The organism is Brevundimonas sp. NPDC092305, from assembly GCF_044755415.1.
In the GTDB taxonomy this organism is placed as follows: domain Bacteria; phylum Pseudomonadota; class Alphaproteobacteria; order Caulobacterales; family Caulobacteraceae; genus Brevundimonas.
In genome coordinates, this window is record NZ_JBIVQY010000002.1 from 123674 (window position 1) to 146926 (window position 23253).

A 23253-nucleotide genomic window follows, 5' to 3' on the forward strand; every position below is an offset into this window, starting at 1 on the left:
TAGCTTGAGCCGATCGCGGTTCTGCGACCTCAGGGAGAGTGACCATGGGCATTCTGGATGACGTGATGGGCCGCCTCGGCAAGGACGCGGGCGGCGGCATAGCCGACCTGCTCAAGGGTCAGGGCGGCGTCGGCGGTCTGGTTGAGAAGCTGGGCTCCAGCGGCATGGGCGATGTCGCAGCCTCGTGGCTCGGCAAGGGCCAGAACCTCAACATTTCGCCCGAGCAGATCAATCAGGTTCTCGGCCACGGCCCGATCGCCGACTTCGCCGCCAAACTGGGCATCTCTCCGGAACAGGCCAGCGAAACGCTGGCGGGTCTCCTGCCCGAGGCCGTCGATCGCCTGACGCCGGGCGGAGAAGCCACTGGCGCCGATGATCTGCTGGACAAGCTGCCCGGCGGTCTCGGCGACATGATCGGCGGCTTCCTGAACCGCTAGTAGACCACCCCGGTCAGATAGAGACCGTCCGAAGGCGCGACCGGCCCGCAGCGGCTGCGATCGCGCGCCGCCAACGCATCGGCGACGTCGTCAATGTTCCAGCGCCCCTGCCCGACCTCGGCGAGGGTGCCGGTCATCGATCGCACCTGCCGATGCAGGAAGCTGCGCGCCTCGAACACCAGATGCACTTCTTCGCCAACGCGGCTGACGCGCGCGACATCCAGCGTCTTTTCCGGCGATTTCGACTGGCAATTCACGTCCCGGAAGGTGGTGAAGTCGTGCAGGCCGACCAGCGTCTGCGCCGCCGCCTGCATCGCCTCGGCGTCCAGCGGCTTCTTCACGTGCCAGACCCGGCCGAGATCCAGCGCCGGCCGTCCGGGGCGGTTCAGGATGCGATAGAGATAGCGTCGGCCAGTCGCCGAGAACCGCGCATGCCAGTCCGGATCGACCTCGGCGCAGTCGAGCACCGCCACCTCCTCCTCGACCATATGGGCGTTCAGCGCATTCATCACCGTCCGCTCGGGCCAGGCCTTCTCGAGGTCGAAGCTGACCACCTGACCGGTGGCGTGCACGCCGGTATCCGTCCGGCCGGCGGCGGCGATACGGATGCTCTCGCCGCAGAAGGCCTTGAGGGCGGTCTCGATCGCGCCCTGCACCGTCGGCTGGCCGGCCTGCGCCTGAAAGCCGTTGTAGCCGGAGCCATCGTATTCGATCGTCAGCCGATAGCGCGGCATCAGGCCAGCACCGTCCCGGGCGGCAACGGAAAGCCGCGCAGCATCTCGTCCGGCGTCTGTACCGCCTTGCCCGCGCGCTGAACGCGCAGCAGGCGTACAGCGCCTTCGCCACAGGCAATGCGCAGATCGCCGTCCAGCACTTCGCCGGGCGCGCCCGTTCCCTTCAGCGACGGCCGCGACAGCAGCGCCTTGATCCGCACGGGCCCATCCTCTCCCGCGACCTCGAACCATGCGCCCGGGAAGGGCGAAAGGCCTCGGATATGGACGTCCACCTCGGCCGCGGGACGGCTCCAGTCGATGCGCGCCTCAGCGGCGGTGATCTTCTTCGCATAGGTCGGTTCGCCGACCTGTTCGGTCCCTTCGACCCCGCCGCGCTCGATCGCCGCCAGCGCCCTGGGCCACAGGCTGGCGCCCGTGTGCGACATGCGCTCGCCAAGAGTCGCAGACGTATCGTCGGAACGGATGTCCATGACTTCGCTCAGCAGGATCGCGCCTTCGTCGAGACCTTCGGACATGCGCATGATCTGGACGCCGGTCTGGCGGTCGCCCGCCATGATCGCGCGCTGGATCGGCGCGGCGCCCCGCCAGCGGGGCAGCAGCGAGCCATGCAGGTTGAAGCAGCCCAACGTCGGCGCCTCCAGCACCTCGCGTTTCAGAATTTGGCCGTAGGCGACGACACAGGCGGCATCGACCTCCAGACTGCGGAAGGTCTCGATGGCCTCGGCGGACTTCATCGATTCCGGGGTGAACACCGGAAGGCCCATGGTCTCCGCGAAGGCGTGCACCGGCGACGGCGTCAGTTTCTGCCCCCGCCCCTTCGGCCGGGGCGGCTGCGAATAGACAGCGACGATCTCATGGCCGGAGGCGATGAGTTCGGCCAGCGACGGCACGGCGAAGTCAGGAGTACCCATGAAGGCGAGGCGCATGGGACGCCTTTAGCGACCGGCGGCGCTTACTGCCAGCGCGTGGAGACGCCGCCGCCCTCGTCCCACTCGCCCCCGGCGTCCAGCGCGTCGTCGAAATCGAGAAGGCGATCCAGCACCACGCCGGCGATGACGCCCAGAGCGGCCACGCCGATCAGGGTCGCCAGCGAGGCCACGCCGACCTTTTCGTTGCGGGTCAGCCGACGGCGGCCCGACGGGTCGACGATGCGGTCGCGGTTGCGCTTGAGGCGGGCCATCAGGCGGCCAGCCTTGCGTTCTTCTTGACCTTGGCGACGGCCCGTTCGCGCTTCAGGCGCGACAGATGGTCGATGAACAGCACGCCGTTCAGGTGATCCATCTCATGCTGGATGCAGACGGCGTAGAGGCCGTCGCATTCTTCCTCGACCGTCTTGCCCGTGTAGTCGATGTAGCGGATGCGGGCCCGCGCCGGGCGTTCGACCGAGTCGAAATATTCCGGGATCGACAGACAGCCTTCCTCGTAGGGGACCGTCTCGTCCGAGGTCCAGAGAATCTCCGGATTGACGAAGAAGCGCGGGTTCTTGCGATCCGCTTCCCACTTCGCCCGATCCTCGTCGCTCATCTCGGCGGGATCGACGTCGCAGGCCGCGCCGTCCTTATCGCCGAGATCCATGACGATGACCCGACGCGTGTCGCCGATCTGCACGGCGGCCAGACCGATGCCCGGGGCGTCGTACATCGTCTCCAGCATGTCATCCATCAGACCGCGCAGTTCGTCGGTCACCGGCCCTTCGACCGGGGTCGAGACCTGCTTCAGGATCGCCAGATCGGCGGCGTTGTCGATGGTCAGGATGCGTCGGATAGCCATGCCCGCGAGGTAGTCTTCGGGCGTCCAAAGGTCAAGATTTCCGAGCGGCGGGCTGGGTTATGCCGGCTGTTCGGGCAGTGGCCTCGGCGTCTTGTCCGGACCGATCGCGACATAGGTGAAGACGCCTTCGGTCACCCGCACCGCCTCGGCGTGCGCCTCGTTTCGCGATCGCTTCCACGCCTCGACCAGAACCCGGATCGAAGTCCGGCCCGTCTTCAGCACCGTGGCGTGCAGCGACACCTCATCGCCGACCGAGACCGGCTGGTGAAACACCATGGCGTCCAGTGCGATGGTCACGCAGCGGCCTTGAGCGATCTCGAACGCGGGGGTCGCCCCGGCGAGGTCCATGTGCGCCAGCAACCAGCCGCCGAAGATGTCGCCCTCGGGGTTGGTGTCCGCCGGCATGGCGATGACGCGGCCGACCAGCCGGCCTTGCGGCTCACTCATCAGAAGGCGCTTTCGCCGGTGATGGCGCGGCCAAGGATCAGGGCGTGCACGTCATGCGCGCCTTCGTAGGTGTTGACGGTCTCGAGGTTCATGGCGTGGCGCATGACGTGCATCTCGCCGGTGATGCCCGCGCCGCCGTGCATGTCACGGGCCTCGCGGGCGATGGCCAGCGCCTTGCCGCAGTTGTTGCGCTTCATCATCGAGATGGCTTCCGGAACCCAGTCGCCGGCGTCCAGACGACGACCCAGCGCGAGCGCCCCTTCAAAGCCGAGGAAGATCTCGGTCTGCATGTCCGCCAGCTTCTTCTGCACCAGCTGGCGCGACGACAGCGGGCGGCCGAACAGCATGCGCTCGCCGACATAGTCGCGGGTCAGGTGGAAACAGGCCTCGGCCGCGCCCATCGCGCCCCAAGAGATTCCGTAGCGCGCCTTGTTCAGACAGGAGAACGGGCCGCGCAGGCCCTTCACGCCCGGCAGGATGTTCTCCTCCGGCACGAAGACGTCATTCAGGCCGATGTCGCCGGTGATCGAGGCGCGCAGGCTCAGTTTGTCGCCGATCTTGTCGGTGGTGAAGCCCTCCATGCCGCGCTCGACGATGAAGCCGCGGATCGTGTCGTCCAGCTTGGCCCAGACCACCGCCAGATCAGAGATCGGCGAGTTGGTGATCCAGTATTTGGCGCCGTTCAGGCGATAGCCGCCCTCGACCGCGACCGCCCTGGTCTTCATCGACGCAGGATCGGAGCCGCCGTCCGCCTCGGTCAGGCCGAAACAGCCGACCAGTTCGCCCGCCGCCATGCGCGGCAGGAACCGCATTCGCTGCTCCTCCGAGCCGAAGGCGTAGATCGGATACATGGCCAGTGACGACTGCACCGACATGGCCGAGCGATAGCCGCTGTCGACCGCCTCGATTTCACGCGCGATCAGCCCGTAGGCGACGTGGCTGACGCCCGCGCCGCCGTACTGTTCGGGCAGGGTTGCGCCGAGAAAGCCCATCTCGCCCATCTCGGTCATGATGGCGCGGTCGAAGGTCTCATCCCGGAAGGCGGCCACGATGCGGGGCAGCAGCTTTTCGCGGGCGTAGGCGCGCGCGGCCTCCTGAATGGCGCGCTCGTCCTCGGTCAGCCGGCCGTCCAGATCCAGAGGATCGTCCCAACGGAAGGTCTTTTGCGGAGCGGAGGCGCCGTCGGCCATGGTCGTCTGTCCCAAGCGTTGCGGGGGTCTCATGCGATCGTGAGCAAGCGTGACGATCGGCCCCCTGTTCTGCCGCGCGGTTTAGGACAGAATGACGACCGCGGGTAGAGGCAGGGCCCGCGTCGCGATATGCAGGGGCTCATGATCCGCACGTTCAAGCACCTGTTCGCCGATCACCCCCGCGAGGTCGGCGAAGGCTATTTCCAGCACATGGCCCACGCGATGGGCTTCGGCTTCAAGCTCGCACGCCTGTCGGCGACGGCGATGCTCCACGGCGTCGTGCCGGGCGTCTGCAAGACGACGGTCTCGGACGAGATCAAATCCATGGCCAGGGACATGGGCGGCCGGGCCGAGGAAGCCCGCGAATGCCGCATGCGCGACGCCGGCGTCTGGGATCCGGGGCTCTAGGGCCTAGCGGGGCGCCCGCTTGGCGAGGATGCGCTGTAGCGTGCGGCGGTGCATGCCCAGACGGCGCGCCGTCTCCGAGACATTGTGGTCGCACAGCTCATAGACCCGCTGGATATGCTCCCAGCGAACCCGGTCGGCGCTCATCGGATTGACCGGCGGCTCCGGCGCTTCGCCGGTGGCCAGAAGCGCTTTCACCACATCGTCCGCATCGGCGGGCTTCTGCAGATAGTCGACCGCGCCGGCCTTCACCGCCGCAACGGCGGTGGCGATGGCGCCGTAGCCGGTCAGCATGACGATGCGGCTGTCCTCGCGGCGCTCTCGGATCGCCTCGACGACCTTCAGGCCGTTGCCGTCCTCCAGCCGCATGTCCAGCACAGCGAAGGCAGGCAGAGACGTTTTCAGAGCTTCCGAGGCCTCGGCGATTGAGGCGGCCGTGGTCACTTCGAACCCACGGCTTTCGAGTGCGCGGCCCAGCCGGGTGCGCAGGGCGTTGTCGTCGTCCAGCAGCAGAAGGGTCTTGTCCTGAAGCGCGGCCACGCGGTCTTCGAGGTCGGTCATGTCAAATCTCCTGCGCGCTCAAGTCGGTAACGGCGAAGCTGAGGTCAAGGTTCAGACACAGGGGTGCGACAACGCATCCAGTGGTCACGACGCCACCTCCAGCGCCGGGCGGGGCCAGCGAACGGCGACGCGCGCACCTCTCGGCTGACCCTTGCCGCCCTCGCCCACCCCAACGCTGACCTTGCCGCCGGTGCGCTCCAGCAGGGTTCGCGCGATGAAGAAGCCCAGACCCATTCCGCCCTGACTGGGGGCGATCGGCTCGGGCGGGGGCGGAGCGGCCTTGCGACCCTTGCGGCGGGGTGTGGTGGCCGCCGCGGCGGTGGCGGCGGCGGCCGAGGCGGCGGCTTCGGCGATCTGGGCGGCAAGCGCCCGTCGCGCCTTGCCCTGCGGTCGGCTAGTCACATAGGGCTCACCCAGCCGGGGCAGGATGTCGGCCGGGAAACCGGGACCATCATCGACGATCTCGATCTCGATAAAGCCGGCGTCGACCAGAGCCCGTACGCGCACATGGCCGTTGGCGAAATCGGCGGCGTTCTCGACCAGCGTCGACAGACCATGGATCACCTCCGGCAGGCGACGCACGCGAGGCTCGGGTTCTCCCGACGCCGTACGCACCCCGACGTCGAAGGCCAGATCGAAGCCCCGATGCGGATCCGCAACCTCCTCCAGCAGCGCCTTCAGCCCTACCTCGGCGAAAGTGCCGTCCTCTTCCGGCTGCTGGGAGAGGCGTTTCAGGATCTCGCGGCACCGTTCGGCCTGGCTCAGGATCAGCGCTGCGTCTTCCGCAGCGGCCCCATCGTTGGGCGAGGCGCGCAGCAGCTCCTTGGCCACCACCTGAATGGTCGCCAATGGCGTGCCCAGTTCATGCGCCGCTGCCGCCGCCAGACCGCCCAGCGCCGCCAGCCTCTGTTCGCGCTGCAGCACATCCTGCGTCGTCGCCAGCGCCAGCTCCAGCTTCTCGGCGTCCGCCGCCACCCTCCACGCATAGGCGGCCGTGAAGACCACCCCGGTGATCAGGGCCATGCCGATTCCCACCTTGTAGAGCGCCGGCACCACCAGATGGGTCCCCGCCTGCCAAGGCAGCGGCAGGGAGTAGAAGAACAGGGCGATGGTGGCGCACAGCACCAACAGCCCCATCAGGACCGCCTGCCGTCCCGGCAGCGACGCCGCCGCCACGGTCACCGGTGCGACCAGCAGCAGGCAGAAAGGGTTCTGCAGCCCGCCGGTCAGACCCAGCAGGATCGACAGTTGCAGGATGTCGAAACCCAGATGCGCCGCCGTCATCACGCCGTCCGGCTGCGATCCGTCGGTCCGCTTCAGCCGCGCCATGGCGTTCAGGTTCATGGCCACGCTGGCCAGAATGGCGGTCAGGCATCCCCACAGCGGCAGGTCGAAGTGAAAATACAGGGTGGCGGTGGCGACCGTGACGCTCTGCCCGAAGATCGCCATCCAGCGCAGGATGACCAGCGTGCGCAGGCTCAGCCCCCGGCTGCGGCGCGGCAGGTTGCGCCAGCCGGCGAACCGGCTTTCGGGCGGATCGAATTGCGGCGATGATGGGTCTTGGGCCGTGGTCACGGGCCTTCTATAGACCGGCTGCGCTTCCTTGGCGCGTTTTCGAGCGAGACCCCATGCCGCGTCGTTCCATTCTGCTGTTGGCCGGAGCCTGCATCGTCATCGCGGCGGCTGTCGGCCTCTTCACCTTCATGATGGTCAGCCGCCCCTCGAATGCGCCCGCGCAGGGCGAGGTGGTCTCGATCGGCGAGGCGCAGATTGGCGGGCCGTTCGAACTGGTCGATCAGGACGGCCGCGCGGTCGACCAGTCCATTCTCGATGGCAAGTGGAGCCTCGTCTTCTTCGGCTTCACCTACTGCCCTGACTACTGCCCCACCACGCTGAACGGTCTGGCAGCGACGCAGGCGCGACTGGGCGACGAGGCGAAGGATCTGCAGATCCTGTTCGTGTCCATCGATCCCGAGCGCGACACGCCGGCGGCGATGAAGACCTATCTGTCGCTTGACGGCTATCCGAAGGGGGTAATCGGCCTGACGGGCACGCCGGCGCAGGTGAAGACCGCAGCGGACGCCTATCGGGTGATCTACCAGAAGGTCGGCGACGGCGACGACTACACGATGAACCATTCGACGCTCGTTTATCTGATGGGCCCGGACGGCAAGTTCCGCAGTGCGCTGCAGCATGATCTGGGGCCGGATCGGACCGCCGAAATTATCCGCCGAACCATCGCACGGGGTTGAGATCGCGCCGTCCGGTCACGATTTGAGTGATCGCCGCTAATCTTTTTGCAGTCCGGCGCATTCTATGTTGCCCTCCCGTCTCTTCGGCGGGGGCCGTATCAGGACACGCATGCTCTATTCGCTTCACGAGCTCGCCTACGCGTCGGCGGCTCCTTTCCGGGTCGGCGCCCAGATGGCGCGTCAGTTCTGGAGCTCTCCATTCAATCCCGCGGCGGACACGGCGATCGGCCGTACGGCTTTCGCGTCGGCGGAATTGTTCGAGAGCGTCACACGCCGGTACGGCAAGCCTGACTGGGGTCTGGACGTCGTCACCATCGCCGGCAAGCCTGTCCGCACGACCGAGCAGGTCGTCTGGTCCTCGCCGTGGTGCCGGCTTGTCCGGTTCGCGCGTCACATCGGCGACCTGAAGCGGGCGGGCAAACCGGCGGCCGCGCCATCCGTGCTTATCGTCGCGCCGCTCTCCGGCCACTACGCCAGCCTGCTGCGCGGCACCGTCGAGGGTTTCCTGCAGGACCACGACGTCTACGTGACCGACTGGGTGAACGCCCGTCAGGTGCCGATGCTGGAAGGCCGTTTCGACTTCTTCGACTACATCGACCACGTTCGCACCATGCTGGCCCAGATCGGTCCGCGCGCCCACGTCGTCGGCGTCTGTCAGCCCGGTCCGCCCGTGCTCGCCGCGTGTGCGCTGATGGCCGAGGACGAGGATCCGAACCGCCCCGCCTCCATGACCTTCATGGGCTCGCCCATCGACGCGCGCCTGTCGCCGACGGTCACCAACGAGCTGGCCGAGGAAAAGCCGTTCACCTGGTTCCAGTCGAACATGATCCACACCGTGCCCTGGCCCTATCCGGGCTTCGGACGGCGGGTCTATCCGGGCTTCGTGCAGCTCTACAGCTTCATGTCGATGAACGAGGAGAAGCACACCGACGCCCACTGGAAGTATTTCCAGGATCTGGTTTCGGGAGACGGCGACGGGGCCCAGAAGCACGAGGAATTCTATGACGAATACCTGTCGGTGCTGGACCTGACCGAAGAGTTCTATCTTCAGACGATCGACATCGTCTTCCAGCAGCACCTGTTGCCCCGCGGCCTTCTTGAGCATCGGGGACGCAAGGTCGATCTGACGAAGATTACGGACATCGGCCTGATGACCGTCGAGGGCGAGAAGGACGACATTTCGGGTGTCGGCCAGACGCAGGCGGCGCATGACCTGTGCACCAACATCCCGAAGAAGCGCCGCGTGCTCTACGTCCAGCCGGACGTCGGCCACTATGGCGTCTTCAACGGCCGGCGGTTCCGCGACGAAATCTATCCGCGCGTCCGCGATTTCATCGCCAAAAACGAGTCCCTGAGTGCAGTACCGGAACGGCCAGCGGCTGCCGCCTGAGGCCCTCGGGGTCGCCGCGAGACTGTCGGTCAATCCGCGCGCCCGGCGGCTGTCGATCCGCATCGACGGTCGTGCGGGTGAGGCCGTTCTGGTCGCCCCGTCCGAGCGCAAGCTGGCCGACGTCGTCGCCTTCGCCCGCACCAAGGCCGACTGGATGCGCGAGCGGCTGGAAGCGCGCGTCGAGGGCACGCCTCTGGAGCCCGGCGGAACGGTCTCCCTGTTCGGCAAACCGGTCGCCCTTGTCGGGACCGGAGGCGCAGGCGCGGCGCGACTGAGCGATGATGGACGGAGCATCACCTCCGGCGGCGAGGGCGAGGCCTTCGCCCGGCGGGTGGAGAACCTGTTCAAACGGGTTGCGAGAGAAACACTGCAGGCGCGGACCGATTTCCATCTTCGTACGCTCGGCCAGCGGCCGGTGAAGATGTCCATCGCCGATCCGAAATCGCGCTGGGGTTCCTGCAGCCCGCACAACCGGACCATCCGCTACAGCTGGCGTGTCGTCATGGCTCCGCCAGAGGTGATCGACTACCTCGCGGCCCACGAGGTGGCGCATCTGGTCCATGCGGATCACAGCCCGGCCTACTGGTCCGTGGTCCAGCGACTGGTCGGCGACCACCGGCCGTTCCGCAAATGGCTGCGGGACCACGGCCCTGCCCTGCACGCTGTCGGGCGTTAGAAGAACTGCGACTCCGGCCGGCGCTCCGGCTGCGGGGCCATGCCCGGCTTTTCCGGCTGACGCTGGCCGGGCTGGGGCGCGGTCGGGCGGACCACGGCTGGGCCGCCTGAGGAATAGGTCCGCGACTGCGACTCCGCAGGCGGATAGCCGCCCTGACCGTCGTCCTCGACATAGGGCTGTGCCGTCGGGCTTTCGGCGTAGGGGTCCTCGACCTCGCCCATCAGATCTTGAATGGGGCTCGGCGGCTGCCAGCCCTCGGGCATGGGCGGGCCGTCAGGGATGGCCGGAGCGTCGAGACGCGGCAGGGCCGCCTCCATGAAGCCGCGCCAGATGGCGGCCGGCGACGACCCGCCGGTGACGCCGCGCATGGCCGTGTTGTCGTCCTTGCCCACCCAGACGGCAGTGACGAAGCCGCCCGTGTAGCCGACGAACCAGGCGTCCTTGTAGTCCGAGGTCGTGCCCGTCTTGCCTGCCAGATCACGCCCGGCGATCGCCGCCGACCGCCCCGAGCCCGAGGTGATGACGCCCCGCAGAAGCTGGTTCTGGTAGTAGAGGAAGGGGTTCGAGATCGTCTGGATCGGCCCCTCATCCCGGGCCGCATGCTGATAGACGACCCGACCCTGCGGCGTGCGGATGCGGCTGATGCCATAGGCGCGGACCCGCTTTCCGCCGTTGGCGAAGGCGTCATAGGCCTGGGCCATTTCCAGGGGGCTGACCTCGACCGCGCCCAGCGCCATTGAAGGCTGCAGGCCGATCTCGCTGGTGATGCCCAGACGGCGGGCGGTGCGGGCGACGTTGTCGCGACCGATCTGGTCGGCGATGCCTGCAGCGACTGTATTGGTCGACTGGGCGACCGCGTTAGCCAGCGTCGTCTCGCCGATGAAGGTCCCTGAGTAGTTGCGGGGCGACCAGTTGCCGATCGTAATCGGCTGGTCGACCACCCGGGTCTCGGGCGTGTAACCGCTCTCCAGCGCCGTCAGATAGACGAACGGCTTGAAGGCAGAGCCCGCCTGACGCCGCGCGTCGACGGCGCGGTTGAACTGGCTGTCGGCATAGCTGGCGCCGCCGATCATGGCGCGCACCCGGCCCTCGCCGTCCAGCGCGACCAGCGCGGCCTGCTGCACGCCCTTGCCCTCGTCGCGGTCAAGGATGCGGCGGACGGCGCGTTCGGCCGAGGTCTGCAGGGTCAGGTCCAGCGTGGTCTCGACCACCAGATCCGAGGTCGTGTCGCCGGCCATCTCCCGGACCTGCTTGTCCAGCCAGTCGATGAAATACTGGGCGTGCTGGCTGGCGAGGGTGCGCGACACCCGCACCGGCGTCGCCGCCGCCTGATCGCGCTGGGCCGCCGTGATCACGCCGGACTCGACCATTTCGTTCAGCACCACAGTCGCTCGCGCGCCTGCGCGTTCGCCCTCGGACAGGGGCGAGTAGCGCGACGGGGCCTTCAGCAAGCCGGCCAGAAGCGCGGCTTCGCCGATGGTCAGCTGGCTGGCGGGTTTGTCGAAATAGCGCTGCGACGCCGCCTCGATGCCATAGGCCCCGGCGCCGAAATAAACCCGGTTCAGATACAGGGCGAGGATCTCGTCCTTCGAGAACTTCATCTCCAGCCACACGGCCAGCATCAGCTCCTGGACCTTGCGCTTCATGTTCTGGTCGGGGCTCAGGAACAGGTTCTTGGCCAGTTGCTGGGTCAGGGTCGAACCGCCCTGCACGACGCGGCCCGCGCGCACGTTCGAGACCATGGCCCGGCTCATGCCGACCGGGTCGAAGCCGGGGTGGTGATAGAAGCGCCGGTCCTCGATGGCGATGAAGGCCGCGGGCACATAGTCCGGTAGAGCCTTCAGATCGACGGGCGGGGCCTGTTGGGAGCCGCGCGTGGCGATCATGGCGCCGCTGCGATCCAGATAGGTGATCGTGGGCTGGCGATCGACGTTGTAGAGCGCCGAGGTATCCGGCAGGTCACGGGCGAAGAAGGCGAACAGGGCGACCAGGAAGATCAGCCCCCAGACGCCCAGTACGGTCAGCCAGTAGAAGAACCGCTTCCAGCCCGACCGCGGCGGCTTTGCACCACCGCGCCCCGTTTCGCGCCCGTAATCCTGGGTGTTCGCCATCGAAACCTCATCCGACCGATCGGTCCTGACCGATCCGCCTCAACGCGGACACGCCCTCGTATCGCTCACGCCAGCGTGATCACGCAATCCGCCCAAACCATGACGGTTTCGACGCCTATTCTAAAAACGCGTTCACCTCGGCGAGGAAACGGTCGGGCTGGTCGTACATGATGAAGTGGGCGCTGTCGTCGATCCGCTTCAGCCCGGCGGACGGCAGGGTCGCGAACGAGGCGCGGTAGATGGCGTCAGTGATCTCGTTGGTCATGCGCGCGTCGTTGAACTTCACATACAGCACCGTCGTCGGGGCGGTGATCTTCGGCAGTTCTGGACGCAGGTCGGTGACGATCAGTTCGCGAAAGGCGTGGGCCGCCACCTGCTGATCCGTCGCACGCATATCGGCCAACGCAGGCTCGCGCTTCCCGACCGTATTGATCATGCCGTTGATCGAAGCTGTCGCCTGGGCGACGTAAGCCTCGCGCGGGCTGCCGGCCATGCCGGCGGAGATCTGGTCGGCGACGGGCGTGACCGATTCCGCTGTCGGGTTCGTGCCGGGCGCAGCGAACATCGCGCCCATGAAAGGCACCATGTCGATGACCATCAGCTTGCCGACGCTGTCAGGATGACGCGCCGCCAGCATCATGGCGATCGTACCGCCCATCGAGTGACCGATGACGGCCGGCTTGTTCAAACCCTTCTCGGAGATGTAGCGGGCGAGGTCTTCCGCCACGGGCGCGGCGACCGGACCCTCCGCGTTGTCCTCGGCGGGCGCGCCGGCGAAGCCCTGAACGTGCAGGGCGTGGATCCGATAGCGGTCGCCCAACTGCTGGGTCAGCTGGTCGAACACGTGCGGCGACGAGCTGAGGCCCGGGATCAGGATCAGGTCCGGCGCACCCTCGCGGCCCGAGAGGCGGACGTGGAAGCGCCCCGACTCAAACTCGGCGTGATGATCGGCATGCGCGGCGCCGGCGTGATGCTCGTGCTCCTGCGCCATGGCCGGGGCCGCGGCGGCGAAGGACAGCGCAGCCAGAACGGCGGCGGCGGCGGTGATCGTCTTCATGGTCGTTTCCCGGTTTGCGAGGCCAGCCCGCTTCGTGGTTTGTCAGCGCAGAGGGCGCGATCCGATGCGGCCGGTCAAGACTTCATCGAAAGGCGAGGCTAGACTGCGCCAATGACGCCCGCTGACAGCGCTTCTCCGCCCCCCGCTTCACCTGAAGCGAAGGCCCCGCCCGCCGCCTTCGGCAAGGGCTTCGTGCTGGACGCCTGGTACTTCGTCGCGCTCGCCCGCGACGTGAAGCCCGGCTCGCTCAAGCGACATGAGCTGCTGAACGATCCCGTCCTGATCGGCCGGACGCAAGGCGGTCAGGTCTTCGCCATGCGCGACATCTGCCCCCACCGCGCTGCGCCGCTTTCGGCAGGACGCATCGTCAACAAGGACGGCGAAAGCGAGACGGTGGAATGCCCGTATCACGGCTGGCGCTTCCGGACGGACGGAGTGTGCGCCGCCATCCCGTCCTTGGTCGAGGAGCAGGACTTCGAGACCGACCGCATCCGCGTGCGGTCCTATCCCGTCCGCGAAAGTCAGGGCCTGATCTTCGTCTGGATGAGCTCTGACCCCCGCGGCGCCGGCGAGCCCGACCATGAGCCGCCGCAGTTCCCCGGCGTCGTCGGCGGAGAGGCCAGGCTGGTCGAGTGGATGGATTTCGACAGCCACATCGATCACGCCGTCGTCGGCCTGATGGACCCGGCCCATGGCCCCTATGTTCACCAGCAGTGGTGGTGGCGGTCGGAGCATTCGATGCATGAGAAGGCCAAGGCTTTCGAACCCCGCGAGCACGGCTTTGCCATGGTGCGTCACGCGCCGTCGTCCAACAGCCGTGCATACAGGATCCTTGGCGGCGCGCCGGCGACCGAGATCACCTTCCGCCTGCCCGGCTATCGCTGGGAGCATATTCAGGTGGGCGAGAAGCAGGTGCTGGCCCTGACCTGTCTGACGCCGATCACCGACACGAAGACGCGCATCACTCAGATCTTCTGGTCCGACCATTGGGTGTTCGGTCTCGCCAAGCCCTTCCTGCGCATGGGCGTCGTCGCCTTCCTCAAGCAGGACGGCGGCATGGTGAACCTGCAGAACGAGGGCCTGCGCTACGACCCCGCGCTGATCTGGATCGACGACGCCGACAAACAGGCCAAGTGGTACCAGCAGCTGAAGCGCGAATGGACGAAAAGCCGCGTCGAGGGACGCGGCTTCTCAAACCCGGTCAAACCGGCTGTCCTGAAGTGGAAGAGCTAGAGCGGGCCGCCACGCGACCCGCCTGGGCCCTGACCCTTATTGACGGGCCAGCTGGCTCGACAGGATCAGGTCGATCTGCTTGCGCACGTGCGGAGTCATTTCCTCGATACCCCAGCCGTCATAGGCGGCGTAGCGGTAGTTCGAGATGTAGACGTCCCAGATCATGCGGCCCAGCAGCGGCGTGTCGACGTCCTGCTTGACCTCGCCGGCGCGGATGCCGTCCTGCAGCACGGCGACCAGAACCTCGACCAGCGGACGGATCAGCTGGCGCTGACGTTGGTCGTCGGCCTCGGGCTGGAACCACGAGCGAGCGATCACCGCCTGCATCAGCGGCAGGATGTCCAGCGCGCGGTGGTAGCCGGCGGTCAGGGCGCTGGCGAGGCGTTCGCGCACACCGCCGTCCTTGCCGGCGCCGTTCTGGAAGTCGGTCAGCATCGCGCCGAGGTCCTGCGACAGCACGGCCTCGAACAGCTCGGCCTTGTCCTGGAAGTTGGCGAAGACGGCGCCGGTCGACATGCCGGCGGCCTTGGCGATGTCGCGGATGGTGGCGGCCTCATAGCCGCGCTCGGCGAACAGACCGCGGGCGGCGTCCAGAACCTTCTGGCGGGTGCGGACCTTGGCGGCCTGGCGGCGGTTGAGACGAGGAGCCTCGCCGTCATGAGCGACGGGGGCGAGCTGGGCGTTGTCTTGCATGGAAAAGGTGCACTCGTACTGCGGCGGGTACTATCCGCCAATCAATGAGAAGCCGAAGCTTGGTGATGGCCCAGACACGCTTGGGTTCGGCATACTGCCGTTGGGCGAGCCGTGGCCAGTCAACATGCAACGATGACCAAAATGGGGTGTGCGGATTACACGGGTATTGCGAAGTTTAAAGCAGATCCGTGCTTAATTCCGTCGCGTCGATCGCAGCGCGCGTGCTGGTCGCGCATCGTTTTCGGCCATAGCCGCCTGAAAGACCTTGCGGAATTGATCCCGACGCTCGTGGATCGACGCGAGCACCAGTCCCATCGGCACCCCGAGATCGACCAGGGTATTTTCCGCGAGCTGAAGACTGGCCTCTGTCGTCTCCGGCACCGCGTCCGTGACGCCCAGCCTGTACAGCCGCTCAGCGTGTCGGGCGTCGCGAGCCCGGGCGATCAGGATCAGATCGGGCCGCAGCGACCGGGCGGCGGTCACCACCTCGTCCACCTTGGTGGGCGCATCCATGGTCACCACGACGGCGCGAGCGGTCTCGATACCGCAGCGCGCCAGCATTTCGGGACGACCCGCGTCGCCATAGAAGACGTTTGATCCCTCCGCCCGCCCCTTGGCGACAGTTGAAGCGTTGGCGTCCACCGCCATGAACGCCTGCCCGTGCTCGGTCAGCAGCTCGCCGACCAGCCTGCCCACGCGGCCGAAACCGACGATCAGAACCTGGTTCTCTGCAACCTCTGGCGCCATCGCCTCGGGCTCGAGCTCGGGCTGGGCCGGCTCCACCTTGCGGATCAGACGGTCTGCGAGCAACGCCATAAGCGGCACGGTGAACATGCTGATCGTGGCCGCAAGGATGATGGTCCGGGTGAACTCCGGCGAGGCGATGCCCTCGACCAAACCCGCACCCAGAATGACGAAAGCGAACTCCCCCGCGGGGCCCAGCACCATCGCGGTCTCGATCGCGTTGCGGTTCTTCACGCCCCAAAGGCGACAGGCGCCGTAGATCAGCACGGCCTTGAACAAGGTCAGACCTATCGCAAGACCGAAGACGGTGAAGGGCGCGGCCGCTACGGCGTTGAGGTCCAGTCCGATGCCGACGCCGACGAAAAAGACTCCGAGCAGCAGGCCCTTGAACGGCTCGATCGAAATCTCGACCTCGCGCCGGAACTCCGTCTCAGCCAGCAGCAGGCCGGCGACGAGCGCGCCAAGGCTCATCGACAGACCCGCCGCCTGCGCAGCCAGACCCGAGGCCACGACGACCAGCAGGCTCGCCGCCAGAAACAGCTCCTGCCCCTGTCCCTTCGAACGTGCGCGCGCGACCGAGCGGAACATCGGCCGCAGCACCAGTCGGCCCAGCACGACGATCAGCGCCAGTCCGATGGCGGCCGGCACAAGGGTGAAAAGGGCGGGGCCCAGCACCGACGGATCAAACTCTCCCGCCGGGGTGGCCCCGTCGGTAGCCATGGCGGCCATGACAGTGACCGTAGTGAGGATAGGCGCTACGGCCAGATCCTGCGCCAGGAGAGTCGCAAAAGTCGCTCGCCCGGTCGCCCCGCCCATTCGTCCGCGCTCGGCCATCACCGGCATGACGACGGCGGTCGATGACAGCGCCAGACCCATGCCCAGCACCGCCGCCGACACCAGCGACTGACCCATCAGCATGAAGACGGCGGCGAGGCCGACGGCGCAGGCCGCGACCTGCGTCAGGCCAAGGCCGAAGACCAGCCTGCGCATGGACTTCAGCCGCTCCCACGACAGCTCCAGCCCGATCATGAAAAGGAGGAAGGCGACGCCCAGCTCCGACAGCGAGCGGATCTGACTGGCGTCCGAGATCGTCAACCAGGCGAGCCACGGCGCCGTCTCGGAGAACCGCGCAAGACCGGAAGGCCCCAGTAGCACACCGGCCGTCAGGAAGCCGAGTACAGGGCTGATCTTCAACCGGTTGAACAGGGGTACAACCACCCCCGCCGCGGCCAGAAAGACCACAAGATCCTTGTACTCGCCGCCTGCCCCGCCGTGCCCTGTCATTCGCCCTCCGCGCTGTCAGCCTACAGGCTGAACCGGTTCTGTCAGATATTTCCTTCGCGGCTGCGACGCCTTCAGGAGCACTTCGTCGCAAGCTGGTCGCAGGCCGCCGCCATGCACTGGCGGTCTTGTCGGGATACGACCAAGCTGGCGACGTCAACAAGCAGAGACGATCCATGCTCGCCCGCGCCCTGTCCACCAGCCTGATCCTGCTTACCACAACGCCGGCCGCCGCGGATCCGGTCGATGAGCTGATCCGCCAGTACATGGAGGTCAGCCACATCCCGGGGGCTGCGGTCGCCATCGTCGATGACGGCGTGGTGGAGAAGATGAAGGGCTACGGGTTTGCCAATCTGGAGTGGCGGGGGGAAGTCACACCCGACACGCCGTTCCAACTGGCTTCGGCAACGAAGATCTTCACCGGCGTTATCCTGATGCGGCTGTCGGAGCAGGGCGTGGTCGGGCTCGACGATCCACTGACCCGCTATTTCCCGGAGGCGCCGGAGACGTGGAAACAGGTGACCCTGCGACAGCTGGCCAGCCACATGTCGGGCATGCCTGAACGTCTGGGCCTTCCGGATACGGCCAGCCCGCAGGACTTCGCCGCCGCCGCCATGACCCGCCCGCTGGCTTACACGCCGGGCAGCGAGAGCCGCTATGGCTTCACCGACTATATCGTCCTTACCGCCGCGCTTGAGAAGGCGACGAGGTTGAGCTTCGCAGACATCGTCCAGCGCGAGATCACGACGCCGCTGGGCCTGACAAACACCGGCTTCAGTTTCGAGACCCGCGGCGCACCGCTCGCGCCGTCGCAGGTGCAGCGTCGGGCCTCGCTCTACAGCTGGAACGGCGCGGAGCAGGACGACGACACGTTCGTCTATATGCCGTACGGCTATTCGGCCGGCGGGCTGTACAGCTCCGTCCGGGACCTCGCGACGCTGTTCACGGCGATCGACGGCGGACAGTATCTGTCAGCCGAAAGCTTCAGGGCCCTGACCACAGCCGCGCCGCTGAGTGACGGACGGCCCGGTGGGTTCGCCATCGGCTGGACAGCGGACCAGTATCGCGGCCAACAGGTGTATGGGCACAGCGGAGGACCGGCTCTGGCGGACATACTGCATGTCCCGTCCGAGCGGCTCACGATCATCGCACTGGCGAACCAGAGGCAGTTCTTCCCCCTGCTGGCCCAGTCGATCGCGGATACCGAACTGGCTCCCATTGAACCGCGCCCAACCCTGATTGACGAACGGCCGGCGTTAACGGCGTCGGTCGCAAAGGCACTCGCCACCGCCGGAGATGGTCGCCTCGACAAGGCCGCGTTCACGACCACGGGCGGCGGGTCGCACGATTTCCTGTCCAACTTCGGGCGCGCGCTGCTGACAGCCGTCGGTCCCCTTCAGGGTCTGGATCTGTTGTCGGAAGCCACGGACGGGGATGGGTTCCGCAGAAGCTACCGCGCCCGGTTCGAGCGCCGGGATGTCGTCTGGATCGTCCGCACGGATGCGCAGGGACTGTTCAATGAACTTCGCCCCGGCGGCGAAACCGACTGACCGCGGCAGAACAGCCTGAAAGGCTGAACGGTCGGTCGCATCAGCTCCGTCGCTTCATGACAAAAAATTCAGGCGACAGTCGAAGAGCGGTGTTTAGGGTCGCCGCCGACCCCTCCGTCAGGTAAAGAAAAGTCCGGAAACGCCTCAATGAAGAAGCTTCTGATCGGCGCCGCTGCTGCGGCCCTTATCCTGCCCGCAACCGCCCAGGCCCAGTCCTGGACCGACGCCGACGACCACGCCTGTATTGACGAGGCCTGTACGGTCGTCGAGCTGTTCCAGACGCCGGCGCCGGGCGGCGACGTGGTCCTTGGCTATCAGGGCACCGCCGCGCCGAAGTACGGGACGTGGGGCTTTGATTTGAACGGCCGCGATACCTCGGTGAACCCGGGCGACAACTTCTTCCGCTACGCAAACGGGGCGGCGCTGGACCGGCTGCAGATCCCGTCCGACCGGACCAGCTACGGCTCGTTCAACCTGCTGCGGGAGCTGTCCGACAACCGGGTCAAGGAAATGATCGACGGGCTGGTGGCGCGCACCGATCTGACCCAAGGCTCGGACGAACAGAAGATCGCGGACGCCTACCGGGCCTATATGGACGAGGCCCGGATCGAACAGCTGGACGCCCAGCCGATCCAGCCGTACCTGACCGCGATCCGCGCGGCGGACACCCATGAGAAGATGGCCGTCTACATGGGCCAGACGGTGGGTCGCGTCGGCGGCTCGATATTCGGCACGGGCATCACCACCGATCAGAAGGCGCCGACCCGCTACGTCGTCTCGACCGGTCAGTCGGGCCTCGGCCTGCCGAACCGCGACTACTATCTGGAGCAGCGCTGGGCGGACAAGAAGGTGCTATACCGCGCCTATGTCGAGCGCATGCTGACCATGATCGGCTGGGACAATCCGTCCGCCAGCGCCGACGCCATCCTCGCCTTCGAGGACAAGATCGCCGAGGCCCACTGGACCCCGATCCAGAACCGCAACCGCGACGAGACCTACAACGAATACACCATCGCCCAGCTCGCTTCAGAAGCCCCCGGCTTCGCGTGGCAGGACTACTACACCGCGGTGGGCGTGGGCGACGTGCCTCGCCTGATCGTGCGTCAGGATACCGCCATGCCCAAGCTGGCGGCCATCTACGCCGAGACCCCTATCGCCACGATCCAGGCGTGGCAGGCGTTCCAGACGGTGGACCAATCCGCCAGCCGCCTGTCCAAGCGCTTTTCGGACGCGCAGTGGGAGTTCCGCTCGCGCGACCTGCAGGGCCAGCCGATGCAGCGGTCGCGCGACAAGCGCGGCATCAGCTTCGCGGAAGGCATGCTGGGCGAAGCCGTCGGCCGTCAGTACGTGGCCGAATACTTCCCGCCCGAGTCCAAGGCGCAGATGGAGCAGCTGGTCGCCAACCTGCGCACGGCGCTGGGCAACCGCATCCGCACCTACGACTGGATGAGCCCGGAAACGCAGGCGCAGGCCGAGGACAAGCTGAACAAGTTCACGGTCAAGATCGGTTACCCGAACAAGTGGCGCGACTATTCCGGTCTGGAAGTGCGCCCGGACGACCTGTTCGGCAATGGCGAGCGTGCGGGACTGTTCCGCTGGAACTATCAACTCAGCCGCCTGAACGAGCCTGTCGACAAGGATGAATGGGGCATGACCCCGCAGACCGTGAACGCCTACTACAACTCGACCAACAACGAGATCGTCTTCCCGGCCGCCATCCTGCAGCCGCCCTTCTTCGATCCGAACGGCGATCCGGCGGTCAATTACGGTGGTATCGGCGGCGTAATCGGCCACGAGATCGGTCACGGCTTCGACGATCAGGGCTCCAAGTCCGACGGCGACGGCGTGCTGCGCAGCTGGTGGACCGCCGAGGACCGCGCCAACTTCGACGGCCTGACCAGGCGTCTGGGCGAGCAGTACGACCAGTTCGAGCCAATCCCGGGCTTCCACGTCCAGGGCGGCCTGACCATGGGCGAGAACATCGGCGACGCCGCCGGCAATGCCGTGGGTCTCGAGGCCTATCATCTGTCGCTGAACGGCCAGCCCGCGCCGGTGATCGACGGCACGACCGGCGATCAGCGCTTCTTCTACGGCTGGGCGCAGGTCTGGCAGTCGAAGTACCGCGAAGACGCCCTGAAGCAGCAGATCGCCACCGATCCGCACAGCCCCGCCGAGTTCCGCGTCATCGGCCCGGTGCGCAACGTCGACGCTTGGTACGATGCCTTCGACGTCCAGCCGGGCTCGAAATACTACCTCGCGCCGGCGGACCGGGTTCGCATCTGGTAGGTCGCGACAAGTGACGACAGCGAGGGCCGGAGCAGGAATGCTCCGGCCTTTCGTCTATTCGGAATCCAGCATCCCGCCCTCGACCCGCACGAACTGGGCGCGGCCACGTAATGGGGCGAAGAGCTCGGCCTCGGTGCCCGTCATGAAGGCCTGCAGGCCCAAGGCCTCGATCTCGTCGAACAGAGCGGCGCGGCGGGCCGTGTCGAGATGGGCGGGGGCTTCGTCCAGCAGCAGGATCGGCGACGCGGGCTGATCGGACAGACGGCTCAGCTGGGCGAGGATCAGGTTCAGGACCAGCGCCTTCTGCTCACCGGACGAGCCTTCGGCGGCGGGGCGGTTCTTCTCGCGATGGAGCGCCGTCAGATCCGACCGATGGGGGCCGTATAGAGAGCGGCCGGCGGCGGCGTCGCGAGCGCGGGAGGCCTTCAGACCTTCGCGAATACGACCGGCAATGGCTTCCGCGTCCGCCGCATCGCCCGCTAGGGTCTCGGCCTCGCCCGACAGGCCGAGATCGGCCTGCGGAAAGGGGCGATCAGCGCGGGCGTCGATGGCGGCCTGAAGCGTCTCCAGCGCAGAGGCGCGGGCCATCGCCGCGGCGGCTCCGGCCGCTCCAAGACGAACCTCCAGCGCATCCAGCCACAGTGGATCCGCCGGCTGCCCCTCGGCGCCATCGACCAGCAGACGCAGCCGCTCGCGCAAGGATTTCTCATAGGCGGAGACCGAGGCGGCATGGCCGGGGTCAGCCGCGAAGACCAGACGGTCGAAGAAGCGCAGCCGGTCGGCGCGGGCGTCGGAAAAGAGGCGGTCCTGCTCGGGCGTGGCCCACACGGGGCGCAGGTGGTCGAGCAGACGGCCGGGTTGGGCGGTCTCGCCATCGATGCGCACGATGCGGCGGGCGGCGCCGGCGTTCTGTACGCCCGTGCCCAGCTTCGTCTCATCCTCGCCGTCAGCCATCACAGCCGCCACGGCCCACGCCCGGCCGGTCGCCTCCCCCGGCTCGCGACGGCCCATCTCGGGCGCGGTCGCTCCGCGCAAGCCCTTGCCCGGCGTGAAAAGGCTCAGCGCCTCCAGCAGATTGGTCTTGCCCGCGCCATTCGGCCCATGCAGCACCACCGACCCCGCCGATACGGGCAAGGTCGCGCTCGCATACGAGCGGAAGTCGGTGAGGGTGAGTGAACGGATCATCCGATCCGCTCTCTAGGCCAATGCGCGGACGATCACACCCGCAGCGGCATCAGCACATACTGCACGCCCGGATCGCCCGGATCGAGCACCAGCGTCGGGCTGGCCGGGTCGGCGAACTTGAAGTGGGCGGTTTCGCCGGTGATCTGGCCGGCGACGTCCAGCAGATAGCGGGCGTTGAAGCCGATCTCGAAGGGCTCTTCGGAATAGCCGATCTCGACCTCCTCGACGCCCTGTCCGGCTTCCATGTTGCGGACGGTCAGGGTGACGCGATCCAGTTCGAAGGCCAGCTTCACCGAACGGCTCTTCTCGGCCGAAATGGTGGCGACGCGGTCGACGGCCGAGGCGAAGACGGCGTTGTCGATGTCGGCCTGCTTGTCATTCCCCTTGGGGATGACGCGCATGTAGTCGGGGAAGGCGCCGTCGATGACCTTGGACGTCAGGGACGCCTGGCCGAACTCGAAGCGAATCTTCTGCGGGCTGACCATGACCTCGACCGGGCCCGAGCCGTCGTCGAGGAGACGGCGGACCTGATCGATCGTCTTGCGGGGCACGATGACGCCGGGACCGCCGGCGGCGCCCTCGGGCGCCGGGGTCTCGGCGAGAGCCAGACGGTGACCGTCTGTGGCGACGGCGCGCAGGAGAGGCACGCCGGCCTCGGCCACGGTGTGGAGGTAAAGGCCGTTCAGATAGTAGCGGGTCTCCTCCGTCGAGACGGCGAAGCGGGTCTTGTCGATCAGCCGGGCCAGATCCTCCTTGGCCATGGCGAAGCGGGCGCCCGAGGTGTCGGTGGACATGACCGGGAAGTCGCCCGCCGGCAGGACCGGCAGGTTGAACTTGGAGCGGCCGGCCTGAACCACCAGACGGGGGTCGTCGCCGCTGTAGCTGAGCGAGACCTCGGCGCCGTCGGGCAGCTTGCGCACGATTTCATAGAGGGTGTGAGCCGGGGCGGTGATCTGGCCCTCGACGTTCACCGTCGCCTCGGCCTCATCCACCATCTCCATGTCCAGATCGGTGGCGGCGAAGCTGAGCTTGTCGCGGCCCGCCGACAGCAGGACGTTGGACAGGATCGGAATGGTGTTGCGCCGTTCGACCACGCTCTGGACGTGCCCGAGGGCCTTCAGAAGCGCGGATCGTTCGATGGTCAGCTGCATGTCGTCTCGCCCCGGGACTCGCCTTTTGGCGACTCAGCGGTCGCCTGCACTACTTGGGTCAAGGACACTAGCGGATTGGCGCGATGGGGCAACGGGGGCC

22 protein-coding genes are annotated in these 23253 nt (G+C 67.0%); 8 read left to right on the plus strand and 14 right to left on the minus strand.

Annotation, left to right across the window (positions count from 1 at the left end):
- The first annotated feature begins 44 nt into the window (after nucleotides 1-44).
- On the plus strand, nucleotides 45-437 hold the full coding sequence (locus ACIQC9_RS11140; protein WP_400615750.1) for a YidB family protein: 393 nt from the start codon (nucleotides 45-47) through the stop codon (nucleotides 435-437).
- Here the strand turns inward: ACIQC9_RS11140 and truA are convergent.
- From truA to ACIQC9_RS11170, 6 genes are read right to left on the minus strand one after another with little or no spacing between them, the layout of a single operon-like run.
- Nucleotides 434-1171, minus strand: coding sequence for a tRNA pseudouridine(38-40) synthase TruA (truA, locus tag ACIQC9_RS11145; protein WP_400615753.1), 738 nt, complete (start codon nucleotides 1169-1171; stop codon nucleotides 434-436). The genes ACIQC9_RS11140 and truA overlap by 4 nt on opposite strands.
- Nucleotides 1171-2097: a methionyl-tRNA formyltransferase gene (fmt, locus tag ACIQC9_RS11150; RefSeq protein WP_400615755.1), complete on the minus strand. Its 927-nt coding sequence runs from the start codon at nucleotides 2095-2097 to the stop codon at nucleotides 1171-1173. Before fmt ends, truA begins: the two co-directional genes overlap by 1 nt.
- 26 nt (nucleotides 2098-2123) lie before the next feature.
- Nucleotides 2124-2351: a hypothetical protein gene (locus ACIQC9_RS11155; protein ID WP_400615756.1), complete on the minus strand. Its 228-nt coding sequence runs from the start codon at nucleotides 2349-2351 to the stop codon at nucleotides 2124-2126.
- Nucleotides 2351-2941, minus strand: a complete 591-nt coding sequence (locus ACIQC9_RS11160) for a peptide deformylase (protein WP_400615758.1) — start codon at nucleotides 2939-2941, stop codon at nucleotides 2351-2353. Before ACIQC9_RS11160 ends, ACIQC9_RS11155 begins: the two co-directional genes overlap by 1 nt.
- Before the next feature lie 57 nt (nucleotides 2942-2998).
- Nucleotides 2999-3388, minus strand: coding sequence for an acyl-CoA thioesterase (locus tag ACIQC9_RS11165; protein WP_400615761.1), 390 nt, complete (start codon nucleotides 3386-3388; stop codon nucleotides 2999-3001).
- Nucleotides 3388-4578, minus strand: a complete 1191-nt coding sequence (locus ACIQC9_RS11170) for an acyl-CoA dehydrogenase (protein WP_400615763.1) — start codon at nucleotides 4576-4578, stop codon at nucleotides 3388-3390. Before ACIQC9_RS11170 ends, ACIQC9_RS11165 begins: the two co-directional genes overlap by 1 nt.
- Nucleotides 4579-4719: 141 nt before the next feature.
- Here ACIQC9_RS11170 and ACIQC9_RS11175 point away from each other — a divergent pair, with 141 nt between their 5' ends.
- Entirely contained in the window at nucleotides 4720-4986 is a 267-nt protein-coding gene (locus ACIQC9_RS11175; protein WP_400615765.1) for a DUF6356 family protein, read from the plus strand.
- A 3-nt stretch (nucleotides 4987-4989) separates the two neighbouring features.
- Here ACIQC9_RS11175 and ACIQC9_RS11180 read toward each other — a convergent pair whose 3' ends face one another.
- Both ACIQC9_RS11180 and ACIQC9_RS11185 read right to left on the minus strand, forming a co-directional pair.
- On the minus strand, nucleotides 4990-5544 hold the full coding sequence (locus ACIQC9_RS11180; RefSeq protein ID WP_400615768.1) for an ActR/PrrA/RegA family redox response regulator transcription factor: 555 nt from the start codon (nucleotides 5542-5544) through the stop codon (nucleotides 4990-4992).
- Between the two features lie 84 nt (nucleotides 5545-5628).
- Nucleotides 5629-7119 carry an ActS/PrrB/RegB family redox-sensitive histidine kinase gene (locus ACIQC9_RS11185; protein WP_400615770.1) on the minus strand — a complete coding sequence of 497 codons (1491 nt, stop codon included), beginning with the start codon at nucleotides 7117-7119 and terminating at the stop codon, nucleotides 5629-5631.
- Nucleotides 7120-7172: 53 nt separating this feature from the next.
- Between ACIQC9_RS11185 and ACIQC9_RS11190 the strand changes: the two genes are divergently transcribed.
- From ACIQC9_RS11190 to ACIQC9_RS11200, 3 genes are all read left to right on the plus strand, one after another.
- Complete coding sequence (locus tag ACIQC9_RS11190) at nucleotides 7173-7796, plus strand: SCO family protein (protein WP_400615773.1); 624 nt, start codon at nucleotides 7173-7175, stop codon at nucleotides 7794-7796.
- A gap of 109 nt (nucleotides 7797-7905) precedes the next feature.
- Nucleotides 7906-9186, plus strand: a complete 1281-nt coding sequence (locus ACIQC9_RS11195; RefSeq protein ID WP_400615776.1) for a polyhydroxyalkanoate depolymerase — start codon at nucleotides 7906-7908, stop codon at nucleotides 9184-9186.
- Nucleotides 9152-9862, plus strand: a complete 711-nt coding sequence (locus ACIQC9_RS11200) for a M48 family metallopeptidase (RefSeq protein WP_400615778.1) — start codon at nucleotides 9152-9154, stop codon at nucleotides 9860-9862. The genes ACIQC9_RS11195 and ACIQC9_RS11200 overlap by 35 nt, the downstream gene beginning before the upstream one ends.
- On the opposite strand, the gene ACIQC9_RS11205 is transcribed toward ACIQC9_RS11200, so the two are convergent.
- A complete protein-coding gene (locus ACIQC9_RS11205) occupies nucleotides 9859-11973 on the minus strand; it encodes a PBP1A family penicillin-binding protein (RefSeq protein ID WP_400615781.1) in 2115 nt (704 codons plus the stop codon). The two genes, ACIQC9_RS11200 and ACIQC9_RS11205, sit on opposite strands and share 4 nt — an antisense overlap.
- A 115-nt stretch (nucleotides 11974-12088) precedes the next feature.
- Nucleotides 12089-13030: an alpha/beta fold hydrolase gene (locus ACIQC9_RS11210; RefSeq protein WP_400615783.1), complete on the minus strand. Its 942-nt coding sequence runs from the start codon at nucleotides 13028-13030 to the stop codon at nucleotides 12089-12091.
- Between the two features lie 111 nt (nucleotides 13031-13141).
- Between ACIQC9_RS11210 and ACIQC9_RS11215 the strand changes: the two genes are divergently transcribed.
- Complete coding sequence (locus ACIQC9_RS11215) at nucleotides 13142-14263, plus strand: Rieske 2Fe-2S domain-containing protein (protein WP_400615785.1); 1122 nt, start codon at nucleotides 13142-13144, stop codon at nucleotides 14261-14263.
- A 36-nt stretch (nucleotides 14264-14299) separates the two neighbouring features.
- Here ACIQC9_RS11215 and ACIQC9_RS11220 read toward each other — a convergent pair whose 3' ends face one another.
- Nucleotides 14300-14956 carry a TetR/AcrR family transcriptional regulator gene (locus ACIQC9_RS11220; protein WP_400615787.1) on the minus strand — a complete coding sequence of 219 codons (657 nt, stop codon included), beginning with the start codon at nucleotides 14954-14956 and terminating at the stop codon, nucleotides 14300-14302.
- A 192-nt stretch (nucleotides 14957-15148) separates the two neighbouring features.
- Nucleotides 15149-16984, minus strand: coding sequence for a cation:proton antiporter (locus ACIQC9_RS11225; protein WP_400615789.1), 1836 nt, complete (start codon nucleotides 16982-16984; stop codon nucleotides 15149-15151).
- A gap of 173 nt (nucleotides 16985-17157) precedes the next feature.
- Between ACIQC9_RS11225 and ACIQC9_RS11230 the strand changes: the two genes are divergently transcribed.
- The gene (locus tag ACIQC9_RS11230; protein WP_400615792.1) at nucleotides 17158-18531 is read left to right on the plus strand and encodes a serine hydrolase domain-containing protein; all 1374 of its coding nucleotides are present in this window, start codon (nucleotides 17158-17160) and stop codon (nucleotides 18529-18531) included.
- 147 nt (nucleotides 18532-18678) lie between these two features.
- The gene (locus ACIQC9_RS11235) at nucleotides 18679-20817 is read left to right on the plus strand and encodes a M13 family metallopeptidase (protein ID WP_400615794.1); all 2139 of its coding nucleotides are present in this window, start codon (nucleotides 18679-18681) and stop codon (nucleotides 20815-20817) included.
- Nucleotides 20818-20871: 54 nt separating this feature from the next.
- On the opposite strand, the gene recF is transcribed toward ACIQC9_RS11235, so the two are convergent.
- Both recF and dnaN read right to left on the minus strand, forming a co-directional pair.
- Nucleotides 20872-22002: a DNA replication/repair protein RecF gene (gene recF / locus ACIQC9_RS11240; protein WP_400615796.1), complete on the minus strand. Its 1131-nt coding sequence runs from the start codon at nucleotides 22000-22002 to the stop codon at nucleotides 20872-20874.
- Between the two features lie 32 nt (nucleotides 22003-22034).
- Nucleotides 22035-23153, minus strand: coding sequence for a DNA polymerase III subunit beta (gene dnaN / locus ACIQC9_RS11245; protein ID WP_400615798.1), 1119 nt, complete (start codon nucleotides 23151-23153; stop codon nucleotides 22035-22037).
- Nucleotides 23154-23253: the final 100 nt, after the last annotated feature.